Source organism: Bradyrhizobium sp. Leo114, assembly GCF_055229415.2.
In genome coordinates, this window is sequence record NZ_JBUYEN020000054.1 from 1 (window position 1) to 12,754 (window position 12,754).

A 12,754-nucleotide genomic window follows, 5' to 3' on the forward strand; every position below is an offset into this window, starting at 1 on the left:
TCTTGCCGGGCGCGATGCTGCCGGTCTCGCGCTGCCGGCGCACCCATCCAATGGCAGTGCTGACGGCGATCCCGAACTGCTCGGCCGCCTCATGGCACGACAGCCCTCCACTCACAACCGCCGCAACCACCCGCTTCCTCAAATCCAAAGAGTAAGGCTTGCCCATCCATGCCGGCCTCCAGCCCAGCCAGCATGGTGAATCAGAAACCGCCTGATTCGGGAATCCCAAATCGATTCAAGCTAACTTCATTCCGCTTTAGCCAGCGAAGCGTAGCGGAACGTACGATCCTCCTCTCGCGGAAAAGGAGAGCGGATCGTAGCGACCAGGTTTTTCTCGGGGTTGGTTAGCTCGGCCTGCGCCTTCGCAAGCGCCGTCGCGATTGCGCCGATGCGCTCACTGGACTGATGCATTGGAGACCTCCATCTGGAGTGCGTCGAAGCTGATGGCGCCGGACTTCGAGCGTTTTGCTCGGATGCCATGTCCGAACGCCTCCTTTGCGTCTTCAGGGATCAGTTTCTTGAGATCATCCGCTTTGGCGCTTTCGTGACTCTGATGCACTGTACGAGTTCGCAAGTGGGTCGCGGCGAGCTCTGCCCAGGAGTTCGACGGGCCCATGTCGATAACCCTTACGGCTTCGAGCCGTGGCCGTGGCGCTTCGATCCCGAAAAGCGAAGGCGGCTCTCCTGTCTGCACGCACCGCCAGAACTTTTTCTCTGCTGTCAAAAGGAGATGTTGGTAGAGTGGGTCGGCATGCACGTGGATCTCGACCCACTTACCACCGCCTGTAATGATCGAAAGCACGGCTGAACGCGCAGCAACTACCCACATGTTGTGTTGCAACTGAGCCATATGCTTTTCCGCGGCGGCTTCCTCAGTGAAATTCCAAGGGAGCATGAACTTGGCTTCGAACACCGCCTCGGTCTCTTGGACGCGACCGTCTAGGGTTGCTGCCATCCATTTGTGGATGGGATGGCAGACCCTTCGTTGCACATCCCTGACAGCGTGGCCGCTGTTACGCTCGTACCAGGTGCGATTTAGGTCTTCCGTGATGCTTCCGAGCTGCAGATGAGATCTTCGCTTAGGTCTTCAGGCTCGAGCTCGCCGCGCTTCTCGCGCCATAGCTGCATAAGTTTTCCTTCATTGTCGCCCACAATGATCCGAGCGTCTGATCCGCCGATGAACGAGCGTCGATTCCAGATTGGCTTTGCTGAATTGACCGACTCCATTCTATGCTCCTTTGATGATGGTGAATATAACCCCATATGGTTGAAAATTACCCAGATGGTACAAAAATCAAGCGAGCCGACGGTGTTCTTTTCGGCGCTCAGATTCGTGCCGCTCGTGCACTGCTAAGGTGGAGTGCTGAGGATCTGGCAGAGGCGTCGGCGGTAGGGGCGAACACTGTTCGGCGAGCTGAGGCAGCGGATGGCCTCACCTCGATGACAGCCGCAAATCAGCGCGCCGTTCAACGGGCTCTAGAAAATGCTGGCGTTCAATTCATTGACGAGAACGGCGGAGGTCCTGGCGTGCGGCTGCGCAAACCGACGCGTTGATCGCGTCTGACTTCGTTCGTTCCAGCTAGATGCTGCACAGCCGTACCCTTACGTTCGGCTTTAGCACGCGGAGGAACGAGCCCATGCCTAAGCTAGAATTCAAAAGCTTTGTGTACAGGAGCGTCGCTACTACTGGTTGTATAAATTCGCCGGCGAATGGATGGGACCCAAGCTTCTAAGCGGAGAGTCTCAGTCCTCGTTGCAGCAAGATTGTCCCGACGCTTACGACCGCTGCCGTTCTGCGCGTGCCACTGCCGGCAGTTGCGAAAATATTGAATAATCTAGATCTCAACTGACGCGCTTCGCGTAAACGGAGCATTTGGCGTCCGCAACTAGCTTCGGTCCAGCGCCACATCAGGTCGCCTCTTCGCAAGGTGTAGCCATGCAAACGGATGTGGCGATTGCCTTTGGAGCGATACAACGTCCCGCTCGAGCGGCGCAATATGTGCGCATGTCGACTGATCACCAGAAGTATTAAACCGTAAACCAAACGGAGGTCATCGCCGCCTACGCCGCCCGCAAAGGCTTCACAATCGTTCGGACCTATGCCGATGAAGGACGAAGCGGGCCTAGATATTGGCGGCAGAAAAGGCCTGCAGGCGCTGATCCGAGACGTCAGAGATGGCCGCGCGGACTTTGACGCCATCCTCGTCTTTGATATCAGCCGCTGGGGCCGTTCCAGGACGCTGACGAGAGCGCCTATTACGAGTTCATTTGCCGGGAGGCTGGGCTTCAGGTTCACTACTGCGCCGAGCAGTTCGAGAACGACGGCAGCCTGACGTCGACGCTCCTGAAGAACCTGACTCGGGTCAGGGCCGGCGAGTTCAGCCGCCAGCTGTCGGTGAACGTATTCATGGGCCAGAGCCGCGTCACTAGGCTCGGCTTCTGGCGAGGCGGACCGTCTGGCTATGGTCTGCGACGTCTATTGGTCGACGACCGCGGAGCAGTAAGAGCACGGCTTGAGGACGGCCAGCGGAAATGCCTGCAGACCGATCGTGTCGTGCTGGTCCACGGTCCAGACCGAGAAGTCGAGACGGTCAAGCGCATGTTCAGGTCTTTTGTCCAGGAGGGGAAGCATTTCCATGAGATCGCCGCCGAGTTGAATGCTGACCAGATCCGAACCAGTCGCGGACTGCGCTGGAATGGCGAAACTGTCGGCAAGATTCTTGAGAACGAGAAATATGCTGGCAACCTGATCTTCAACCGCACATCCTTCAAGCTAAAGCAGCAGCGCGTAGACAATCCGCCGGACATGTGGATTCGGCGCGACAACGCATTTCCTCCGATTGTCAGCCCTGCCGTGTTCGCAAAGGCGCACGAGATCCTGCGTGAACGACGGCAGCGGCGTTCCGACCAAGAGGTGCTCGATCGATTGGCGGCTCTGGGACGCGAGAAAGGCCACCTCACACGCGCGATTGTCGCGGCCGCCGAGGACATGCCGTCGACCGAAACTTATCGACGTCGCTTCGGCTCCCTAATGGCAGCCTACGAGCTGTCCGGATATCAGCCGGCACCGCGCCGGCGCCGCGCTGCGAAAACGGCCCAATATCGGATCGCACTCGACCGGATCGCCCCGGAGATCGTTGCCACCATCGAACGGCTCGGCGGCCGGGCGATCGTCGACCGGGCCGGCATTGTCGTCATCAACGACGAATGCCGTGTTTCGCTCGGCTGGGCCCGTCCGACCTCATGCGGCTCGAGGCGCGTTCGCTGGCGGGTGCGCGCGAGCAGCCAGGCCCCTCCGATCTGACGCTGCTGGCGCGAATCGACGCCACTGATACCGCGATTGCTGCATATTATACCAACGGCCTCAAGGACTGACCGTTGCCCAGGGGCGTGCGGTAATGGAGGCGATACGTGACGGATCGTTGGCGAAGAAGTTCGAAGCTTGGCAGGTTTTGTCGACGATGTCGTCGTAATCATCGAACACGGTGATGGCCAGTTTGTTTGCGCACAGATACTCCGAGACGTTCTCGATCGGGTTGAGTTCTGGCGCATAGGGCGGCAAGCGTAGCAGGGTGGTGTTTTGTGGAACGGCGAGCGCACCGGCACCGTGATAGCCGGCGCCGTCGAAGACGAGGATGGCGTGGGCGCCGGGGGCGACCTTGCGGCTGATCGCATCCAGATGCAGCGACATGGTCTCGGCTTTGGCGGTCGGCATGACAAGGCCCGCCGCGATACGCCGCTCGGCGCAGGCGGCCCCGAAGAGATAGGCCCAGTCATAAGGCCGATCGCGGGGCGCGCGTGGCCGCGAGCCGCGCCTGGCCCAAAACCCGGGTCAGCGTACCCCTGCTGGCCGACCCGCGCTTCGTCCTGGAACCAGATTTCGATCGGCTTGCCTTGGGCGTGACCGGGGAGCGCTGCAGCAACGGTCGCGGCAAAGTTTTTTTGAATGCCTCCTGGGCCGCTTCGTCGGTTTGCGGATGACGCGGGCGCACCGAGAGACGGCGATAACCGAGCTTTGCGAGGACCTTGCCGACCGAACGCTCGTGCAATGTGACGCCGAAGCGGCGCTCAATCTCGTCGCGCAAATCAATCCGCCGCCAGCGCACCACCCCATGCTGCTTTGGATGGGGGCCGGCTGCGACAAGCGCTGCCAGCTCGGCCTCCTGCTGCGCGGTGAGTTTCGCAGAAGGACCAGGCGGCTTGCGCGATCGAAGCCCGGCCAAACCTTCCACATTGTAACGATGCACCCAGTCCCGCAGGGTTTGACGATCCATCCCGCAGCTCTCCGCCGCCTTCCGGCGGTCCGTACCTTCCAGAACAAGCGCAAGTGCCAGCATCCGCCGCGCCGCCGTACTGTCCTTCTCCCTTTGCGCCGCCTTGCGAAGCTCAGATGCCGTCAAATCAAGCCGGGTGATCGCCACCGCCGCTCCCATCGATGTCGCTCCTCTCTCCTGATGAGCAACTATCGAGTCAGAAACTCACTGATTTGGGAATCCCGAAATCGAGTCAAACCTCAATGCCGTTGGTATTATTTGCTGCCAACGCCCGAGCTGGTCAACTGCGGGATGAAGAACCTGCGGATGAGCAATCCTATCTTCGCGGCGGCGTGCCGGCATGACATCCTTTGTCACCGTCGGCAGATCGGCCATGCCGTTGTCTTTTCTGTTCAAGCGTTCGGCACGGGCGGCGAGCGAAGATGAGGGCCTTGTCAAGGAGTGACGGGGCAGTTATCAATTCTGCATGAAGTTCCACCACGCTCACCACTCGATACGCCGTTCTCGCTGATCGCGCGGGGCAGCACGGGTGTGCGGGAGGGATTTATACCCCCTTAGGCAGTAGATGGCTGTTCGCGGGCCGGTTCGAGTCCGGCGCCCCGTACCAGTCGAATCCAAAACTAACGGCTCTCATCCCCACCCTCAGCAGGCGCCATTTATCGCAATCCGAGATGTCGGCGTAGAGTATCCGCCGGTGACGGCTGCCTTGCCGAAGACCAAAGAATGTGAGTCGCGTGACTATTCATAGGAGTAGTCACGCGAGCAAGGCGACTGAGGTGATCGCGTCGGTAGAACGTCGGCGGCGCTGGAGCACCGCCGAGAAGGAGCGGCTGGTGGCTGCTTCCCCAGTCTAGAGCCCAGTGCCAGCGTTTCCGCGTGGCGCCGACGTGCTCGCGCACCTCGAAGCCAGCGATCTCCCTGATCTGCTGCTCGGTGAAACCGAAGGCGCGGCGCACCACTTCGCGCAACCGCGCGTCCTCCCGCTTCAAGAGCTGCATCTCCTGATCGGTGAGAAGCTTGTCCTCAAGCGCATGGAAGGATTCGGGGACGGTGGTGTCGAGCACCTGTGTCAGCGAGTACGCCGGATCGGCCAGCGCTACAGTGATGAGCGACTGTGCCGGGATGTAGCAGCCGGCCGCGGTCAGCTTGTCTTCGCCGCAGCTGCCCTAGCCCTGCGGCGGCTTCATTGGGTCGACGAACGTGCCTGCACGGACGGGCGAGCGATCTTGCGCCCGAGGTCCGTGAGCGCCTGTTCGAGGTTGGCGCGGGCGTCGGGCGAGAGTCTGCGACCAGAAACAAAATCGCCGCCCAATGGGGCGGCGTTGTCTGCTATGAGGAGGCTTTTCGCCTCGCCAATTCCTTTCGAACGTAGTCGATCGTTTCGTTCGCGCTCTGCTGCAAGGCGTCGAGTTCGGGCGGCGTCAGCATCCCGGAAGTTGAGGAAGTATTGGGCCTCGTCCGCGGTGAGGCTGACTGGATCGAGGTGGAAGAGTTCTCTAACCTCATTTCCAAACCTCCTTTCGATCTCTCGGACCACTGTCTTCGGCGCTGTCATTACACCGCTTCGGCCAGCATTGACAAGGTCACAACGCCGACAACTTGCCCGCCGTTCCGCTGGATGTGGCCGGCGAGCTCAGCAAGCGTCGATCCCATCACGGTGACTTCGTCGGAGAACGTATTTTCGACCGGCTTGCACAGAGCCGGCAAGCGAGCCCGCGATGCAAGACGCTCCATCGCCTTCGCGCCGGTGTGGAAAGCTCGGTTGGTCTGTTTGACGCAAATTCGATGGATCAGTTGCCTCGCGAATGGCTCGAGCAACAGGATCTTGTCGCCTCGAACCCCAGGTTCGAGAGCCAATTTCGGATCAGGGATCCTGCCGAATCGCCCGCTATTGGACGCCGTTGCCATGACCAAGCTCACCTGGAGCAGCAGGACATCAAGGCAGGATGCCGGCTGCTATCCACTCCGACAATCAAGCGCCTCGAGGCCGGTTGATAGCCCACTCGGCGACAGAGCTGATACCACGAAAAAGTCTTGAACGCTGTTGGTCTGCTAGTGTGCAATTCCTCGACGAGAGCGGTCGAGGCTTAGGTGTCATGTTGGTTCGAGGAATGGCCTCCGGCTGAGTGGGATTCACAAAACACCTTAGAGGGCGCATTTCCTCGCGCTGGGCTCGTTCAGCAAGGAATTGGTAAACAGCGGACGTGGTTGCGAGGAGATCGGATTGCGCCTTGACCACGTCCACGAATTTGAGGAGGTCGAGGAAGGTGATGCTCCGACGTATCGCCTTCGATGCCTCAATGTGATCGTTGAGCGCGCGCGTGTAGTGCTGCCCCAGACTCCTAGTTCGCTCGGCTACGATCGCATGGTCCGTCTTAGTTGGAGCTCCGAGCAGAACCTTTATCGTTCGGAGCTCGTCTTGCAGCAACTTGCGATGCCGGCGCAACAACGATGCGACTTTTCTCGTGTCAAATCTGCGCCAGGTCTCAAACATTCAAGAGCTCGCTCAACTTTTCGGCGCTCACCACGGTGGGGTTGAGCATTTCCGTTCAACGGCCGTGCTCTCTGATAGTTTATCTAGTCGATTCGGACGCTTATTGCGCCTCACGCTGTGCTTTCGAAGTTTGCTGTGGATCGTTGGTCATGTACAAGAGAGGGGTTATCGCGTCGGAGGAGGTGTGTGCCCAAGCGCTACAAGCTGTCCGCCGGCGCCGGGTTGGAATAAGCTCTGGAAACAATCTACGCGGAGCTCGAGAATCAAGCTACCCCGATTCTGCAGGCCTCCGGGTTTTATGAAACGCACGACACTGAACCGCCGGCAATTGAGGTCATTGTAACCAGCCGCAAGCTTAGCGAGGAAGAGAGAGGTGCGCTCGAAAGAGTCGCGACCGCTTTAACAATTGCTGCGAACGGCGCGCACCGGACCGCCCCCGGAGTTGTCGCCGCTTGGCTCGCCGCCGTCGCTAACAAATCCGTTCTACTCCGCTCTAAGGACCTGCCGCCGGAAGCATTTGAGGCAATTGTTGCCCGTTACCGGCGCGGCACAGAACTTCCAGGCACATACTTGCAAGACCTTCTCAGTCGCCGCCGTATCCGCTTTCTTGGAAGGAAACGGCGCCCAACATCCAGAAACATCGTGCGGGCCGCGCAAACGGCTTCAGTCGCGCTTCCCAGGCCACGAGGGCGCCCGCAAAATGTCGGCAACTGGCTGGCGGCTGAATATCTCGCCTCCGCGTACCGCTCGCTGAGCGGCCGCCGCATCGTGCGCCATCAGACCACGACGGACCTCGGCTCGAAGGTCGTCGTTGTCGAGGATGGCCCGTTCTACCGATTCTTAGAGATGGTAATTGGTCCTTTGCAGAAGCACCTCAAGGCGCATGGTCTGCCGCCCGTAACTATCGAGACTATCGAGCGAATTGCGACAGAGCATTTCCAATAAGGATCCTAGAACCGATGCCCCTTTTCTCCCACAGGACAACCACTGGGAATCAGATCAGCCGTGCGGTTTGGTCAGTTTTGTCACGCAATCCCGCGTGTGTCGGTGGACACAGGAGAAATGCCTTATGGCAAATGAGCCGTTGGAGGAAGGACCGCGCGTTCTTCCCCAAGCTATCCGCGCCCTGATCGAGAATACGCCGCTGCTTCCGGGTGAGAAGCGCAAGAACTTCATCGAATTGTTCTTCGAGCTCGAATACTCCCCGGATCGGGGCCCCAAGACTAGTGCCGAGTACATCATGATCTTTGAGGCCACGAAGCTGATCTTCAATCTGCAACGACTGGAACGGCAACGCGCGCAGCTCGTTGCGCACTTTCGCCCCGCCGCGGTCTTGACCTTGCATATCCGAACGACGAGAGATGGGCTCGCCGAGCCTGGATCTCTTGCCTACAGCTCGGCTCATGAAAAGGTGCGGACATATTTCGCTTCGGAGGAGGGCCGGAAGAAATCTGTGGAATCGTTTTCCCAAGCCGGCTACTCGCCAGATGCGGTGGAAACGGAGAGCTACCTGCAAGCGCAGCCGCTCATCAACGCGATCGAGCGTCAGATCGCGGTCGCTGAAAGAATGCTCATGTCATTCCTAAAGGAGCTCGATCATCGCTACGCTCGACGCGCCGAGGAGATCCGCAGGGCAGCGGCTAGGGCGCTCGCGCGTGGTCGCGCCAGCGCAACGCAAAATGCCGGAGCCGCCTGATGGCGACGGAAAAGCAAATCGAAGCCAACCGCCGCAACGCTGCAAAAAGTACGGGACCACGAACTGAGGGGGAAAAGCGCGTTCCCGACTGAATGCACTCCGGCATGGTCTTGCCTCGGCTCTCGAAGGCGCAAAATCCGACGTCATGCTCGATCTCGACTCCCTTGCACGCCGTTTTGTGCAGATCGAGACCGAGCTCGCCAAGCTCGACCAGCAGCTTGAGGACCATCTTGTCGCGCAAGACCTCTGCGGGGTCGAGCGCAACCTGAGGCGGTCAGTTGCTCTGGACCGCTACGCACAGCGCTCTGCATCTCAGCTACGTAGGAGGTAAAACCGATTTGTCAGAACGAACCCAATTTCTCACATGTTGGAGGTATGCAAGTACACAACCATGTTTAAAGCGCAGTCACTCGACTATGCCTGAGGAAGAAGTTGGAACTCCAACGCTCATCGTGTGCCAAGGCTAACCAGAAAATGGTTGGCAGCCCTTTGGTACCAAAGCCGACTAAGAGGATTTGCCAGAACGAACCCAACGAGCGAGGGATCAGGATGCTTGTCAACTACGTCATTCATGCACGATGCTTGACGAAGATGTTTGCCGGTCAGCACAAGCACATCTGGTATCCTTAACGAACGCCTACCGGGAGAGAGTGTTCGAAGCTGAAAATCTGCATCACCGCACCGAAGCGACAGGCTATTGCTCGGTCACGAACATAGATAGTTCACGAACGAAAACTTGCGCATGACCGGAAATATTGCGACCTATCTGCTCCCGGCCTGGACAAGAATGCGCGTCGAGTGGCTGCGGTCGGCAAGCCCGGACTTGGCTCATGGCCGTCTATCGCTCGTCCGATATCACCTTGCCATCGTTCGGCAGCGCGCCGGCGCCGACCAGTTCGACGTTGCCGCCGAGCTTGGTCACGGTCCGCAGGGTCGCTGCGAGCTCGCTCTGAAAGGCTGCGCTCGCCGCGGCTGTTTCTGCCTTCAGCGTCATCACGTCGGTCTCGCCGGAACGTGTCACGACCAGGCGCAGCCGCCCGAGCTCCGGATGACGCTTGCCGATCTCGGCGATCTGTTCGGGTCGCACGAACATGCCTTTGACTTTGGTCGTTTGGTCGGCGCGCCCCATCCAGCCCTTGATCCGCATGTTGGTGCGCCCGCACGGGCTTGCGCCGGGCAGCTCCGCGGTAAGATCGCCCAGTGCGAGGCGGATCCAGGGGTGGTGCGGGTCGAGGGAGGTGACCACGATCTCGCCGACGTCACCCTCCGCGACGGGGTCGCCGGTGCCGGGCCTGACGATCTCGAGGATCAGCTCCTCGTTCACCACCATGCCGTCGCGGGCCTCGGTCTCGAACGCGACCATGCCCAGATCGGCGGTACCGAATGCCTGATAGGCCTGGATGCCGCGTGACTTGATCTCCTCCTGCAGCGACTTCGGAAAAGCCGCCCCCGACACCAGCGCCCGCTTGATCGAGGACACATCGCGTCTGGCGCTCGCGGCTGCGTCGAGCAGGATCTTCAGGAAATCGGGCGTGCCACTGTAGCCGATTGGCCGGTAGGCCTCGATCAACTCGAATTGCTGCTCGGTATTCCCGGGGCCCGCAGGGATCACGGCGCAGCCGAGCGCCCGGGCGGAGGTATCGAAGATGAAGCCGCCCGGGGTGAGGTGATAGCTGAAGGTGTTGAGCACCACGTCGCCCCGACGAAAGCCTGCCGCGAACAGCGCCCGCGCCCCGCGCCAGGCGTCGCCCTGGGCGGCCTCGGGCTCGAAGATCGGTCCGGGCGACGTAAACAGGCGCGCAAACGATCCAGGCGGCCCGGCAACGAAACCGCCGAAGGGCGGGGCGGCCCTGTGCAGGGCCGGGAGTTCCGACTTCCGCAGCACCGGCAGGCGCGCCAGCGCGGCCCGGCTGGTGATGGTGGCGGGATCGATGTCTTTGAGGCGGTCGGCATAGGCCGGAGCCGCCATGGCCCGCCGCAGGACCTCCGGCAGGAGGGCGAACAGTTCCGCCTCGCGCTGGGCGGGATCGCGGGTTTCGCGGGCGTCATAGTGATCCGTCATGGGTGATCCTCACGGGTTCGCGCCAATTGCGCTCCGCCTTCGACGTGCTATCAGACGGCTTCCCGCCGAACTGGCGATGCTCCGGGAAGTGCAATGGCAGACATGCAGACCGCCGCGGCGAGCGGCCCTTCCGATGCCGACGTCGTCGGCCGGCTGAAGCGTCGCGTCATCGAGCACTGCCTGCCGTTGTGGTGCACGGAAGGCTGGGACGGTGCGGCAGGCGGCTTCGTCGACCGGCTCGACCCCGATGGCCGCGCCGATCGGCTGGCGCCGCGGCGCATATTCGTTCAGGCCCGGCAGATCTACTGCTACGCCAAAGCCGCGCAGATGGGCTGGTACGCCGAAGGCCGCGAGATCGCCCTGAAGGGGCTCGATCACCTGTTGACGAAGGCGAAGGCGCCGGACGGCCGCCCGGGCTTTGTCCACAGGTTGACGGCCGACGGCGGGGTGCTGGACGCGCGGCGCGACACCTACGACCACGCCTTCGTGCTGCTCGCGCTCGCCACGGTCTATGGACTTGATCGCGACACGCAGGTGCGCTCGGAGATCGATGCGTTGCTTGCCTATCTCGACGGGCACCTGCGCTCGCCGAATGGCGGCTTTCTCGAGGGGGCGCCGGCGTCCCTGCCGCGGCGGCAAAATCCGCAGATGCATCTGTTCGAGGCGATGATCGCCGTATTCGACGCGACGCATGATCTGGGGTTCCAGCAACGCGCCGGCGAGTTTTTCGCGCTGTTCCTTGCCAATCTCTATGACAAGCAGACCCAGGTGCTTGGCGAATATTTTGAAGACGACTGGTCCAAAATTCCGCCCATTAGCGTCGAACCCGGACATTTGGCCGAATGGGTCTGGCTCTTGAAGGGATTTGAACGGATCACGGGCTGTCCGACGGGGCGCTATCGGGGCGAATTGCTGGCGTCGGCGCTGCGCTACCGCGACGAAGCGACCGGCTGCCTCACCGACGAGGGTAGTGTCGAGGGCCGTATCCGGCGTCACTCTCGGCGCCTGTGGCCGCAGAGCGAGATTGCCAAAGCCTGGATCGCGCAGGCCGAAGCCGGCGAGGCGGCTGCCGCCGACGAGGCGCGCGCCGCATTGGCGCGCCTGGAGCGGCATTATCTGAGCCACCCTGTTGCGGGCGGCTGGTACGATCAGTTCGACCGCGACGGCAAGTCGCTGGTCGACACCATCCCTGCGTCTTCGTTCTATCATGTTCTTTGCGCGGTTACGGAAGCGGAGCAGGTGCTGCAATAGGCACCCGGCTACACTCACAGCCACCGCTTCCGCCGCTTGAAGCTCTTGAGGTTCTTGAAACTCTTGCGCTGGTCGCCGGCGCCGCCGAGGTAGAATTCCTTGACGTCCTCGTTGTCGCGCAATTCGTCGGCGGTTCCGTCGAGCACCACCTTGCCCTGTTCCATGATGTAGCCGTGGCTCGCCACTGAAAGCGCCGCGCGCGCATTCTGCTCGACCAGGAGGATGGTAACGCCGAGCTCGCGGTTGATCTCCTTGATGATGGCGAACACTTCCTTGACCAGCAGCGGCGACAGACCCATGGACGGCTCGTCCATCAGGATCATCTTCGGGCGCGCCATCAGCGCGCGGCCGATCGCCAGCATCTGCTGTTCGCCGCCGGAGAGATAGCCGGCGAGCCCCGTGCGCTCCTTCAGGCGCGGGAAATAGTTGAAGACCATGTCGATGTCGGCATTGACCTCGCCGTCGCTGCGGGTGAAGGCGCCAAGCCGCAGATTCTCCAGCGACGTCATGTCGGCGATGATGCGGCGCCCCTCCATGACTTGAAAGATGCCGCGGCGGACGATCTTATCGGGATCGATGCCGTTGATGCGCTCGCCGTCGAAGATGATCTCGCCGCGCGTCACCTCGCCGTCTTCGGTCTTGAGCAGCCCCGAGATCGCCTTCAGCGTGGTCGACTTGCCCGCGCCGTTGGCCCCTAGCAGCGACACGATCGAACCCGCGGGCACCTCGAGGCTCAGTCCTCGCAGCACCAGGATGACGTCGTCGTAGACGACCTCGATGTTGTTGACGCTGAGGAGGGGCGGCGCAGGGACCGCAGTCGGTGCCGGGTGATTTGCTTCGACGGTTTGGGTCATATTGGGATCACCTCAGACTGTCGTCACCCGCGAAGGCGGGTGACACAGTAGTCCAGAGACGCCTGCGATCAGATCCGATGCCACGGCGTACTGGATCCCCCGCCTGCGCGGGGGATGACGCTC

Annotated in this window: 11 protein-coding genes, 1 tRNA gene and 3 pseudogenes; 6 read left to right on the top strand and 9 right to left on the bottom strand. The window is 61.1% G+C overall.

From position 1 onward, the window contains the following. From ACZIRK_RS38015 to ACZIRK_RS38025, 3 genes and pseudogenes are all read right to left on the bottom strand, one after another. Positions 1-166: transposase (locus ACZIRK_RS38015; protein ID WP_474419274.1), on the bottom strand; the 166-nt coding region annotated here is incomplete at its 3' end. 92 nt (positions 167-258) lie between these two features. Further along, positions 259-411 (bottom strand): annotated as a pseudogene (locus tag ACZIRK_RS38020) (ERF family protein); the annotation flags it as partial. Continuing rightward, positions 395-1,227 (bottom strand): annotated as a pseudogene (locus ACZIRK_RS38025) (YqaJ viral recombinase family protein). The pseudogenes ACZIRK_RS38025 and ACZIRK_RS38020, both read right to left, overlap by 17 nt. A 1,180-nt stretch (positions 1,228-2,407) precedes the next feature. On the opposite strand from ACZIRK_RS38025, the gene ACZIRK_RS38030 reads away from it, so the two are divergent. Further along, positions 2,408-3,304: a recombinase family protein gene (locus ACZIRK_RS38030; protein WP_474419243.1), complete on the top strand. Its 897-nt coding sequence runs from the start codon at positions 2,408-2,410 to the stop codon at positions 3,302-3,304. A gap of 60 nt (positions 3,305-3,364) precedes the next feature. Here ACZIRK_RS38030 and ACZIRK_RS38035 read toward each other — a convergent pair. Next, positions 3,365-4,433 (bottom strand): annotated as a pseudogene (locus ACZIRK_RS38035) (IS630 family transposase). A 356-nt stretch (positions 4,434-4,789) separates the two neighbouring features. Here ACZIRK_RS38035 and ACZIRK_RS38040 point away from each other — a divergent pair. Continuing rightward, positions 4,790-4,881: transfer RNA gene (locus ACZIRK_RS38040), tRNA-Ile, on the top strand. Positions 4,882-4,930: 49 nt separating this feature from the next. Here ACZIRK_RS38040 and ACZIRK_RS38045 read toward each other — a convergent pair. From ACZIRK_RS38045 to ACZIRK_RS38055, 3 genes are all read right to left on the bottom strand, one after another. Continuing rightward, entirely contained in the window at positions 4,931-5,338 is a 408-nt protein-coding gene (locus ACZIRK_RS38045; protein WP_474419244.1) for a hypothetical protein, read from the bottom strand. 119 nt (positions 5,339-5,457) lie between these two features. Further along, positions 5,458-5,829: a hypothetical protein gene (locus ACZIRK_RS38050; protein ID WP_474419245.1), complete on the bottom strand. Its 372-nt coding sequence runs from the start codon at positions 5,827-5,829 to the stop codon at positions 5,458-5,460. Continuing rightward, the gene (locus ACZIRK_RS38055) at positions 5,829-6,182 is read right to left on the bottom strand and encodes a hypothetical protein (protein ID WP_474419246.1); all 354 of its coding nucleotides are present in this window, start codon (positions 6,180-6,182) and stop codon (positions 5,829-5,831) included. The genes ACZIRK_RS38050 and ACZIRK_RS38055 overlap by 1 nt, the downstream gene beginning before the upstream one ends. 1,156 nt (positions 6,183-7,338) lie before the next feature. Here ACZIRK_RS38055 and ACZIRK_RS38060 point away from each other — a divergent pair. From ACZIRK_RS38060 to ACZIRK_RS38070, 3 genes are all read left to right on the top strand, one after another. Beyond that, positions 7,339-7,713, top strand: coding sequence for a hypothetical protein (locus ACZIRK_RS38060; RefSeq protein WP_474419247.1), 375 nt, complete (start codon positions 7,339-7,341; stop codon positions 7,711-7,713). Positions 7,714-7,852: 139 nt separating this feature from the next. Continuing rightward, entirely contained in the window at positions 7,853-8,464 is a 612-nt protein-coding gene (locus tag ACZIRK_RS38065) for a hypothetical protein (RefSeq protein WP_474419248.1), read from the top strand. A 145-nt stretch (positions 8,465-8,609) separates the two neighbouring features. After that, positions 8,610-8,795, top strand: a complete 186-nt coding sequence (locus ACZIRK_RS38070; RefSeq protein ID WP_474419249.1) for a hypothetical protein — start codon at positions 8,610-8,612, stop codon at positions 8,793-8,795. A 507-nt stretch (positions 8,796-9,302) separates the two neighbouring features. Here the strand turns inward: ACZIRK_RS38070 and ACZIRK_RS38075 are convergent. Continuing rightward, on the bottom strand, positions 9,303-10,526 hold the full coding sequence (locus ACZIRK_RS38075; protein WP_474419250.1) for a phenylacetate--CoA ligase family protein: 1,224 nt from the start codon (positions 10,524-10,526) through the stop codon (positions 9,303-9,305). 102 nt (positions 10,527-10,628) lie between these two features. Between ACZIRK_RS38075 and ACZIRK_RS38080 the strand changes: the two genes are divergently transcribed. Further along, positions 10,629-11,777, top strand: a complete 1,149-nt coding sequence (locus tag ACZIRK_RS38080; RefSeq protein ID WP_474419275.1) for an AGE family epimerase/isomerase — start codon at positions 10,629-10,631, stop codon at positions 11,775-11,777. Positions 11,778-11,791: 14 nt separating this feature from the next. On the opposite strand, the gene ACZIRK_RS38085 is transcribed toward ACZIRK_RS38080, so the two are convergent. Beyond that, entirely contained in the window at positions 11,792-12,631 is an 840-nt protein-coding gene (locus ACZIRK_RS38085) for an ABC transporter ATP-binding protein (protein WP_474419251.1), read from the bottom strand. Positions 12,632-12,754: the final 123 nt, after the last annotated feature.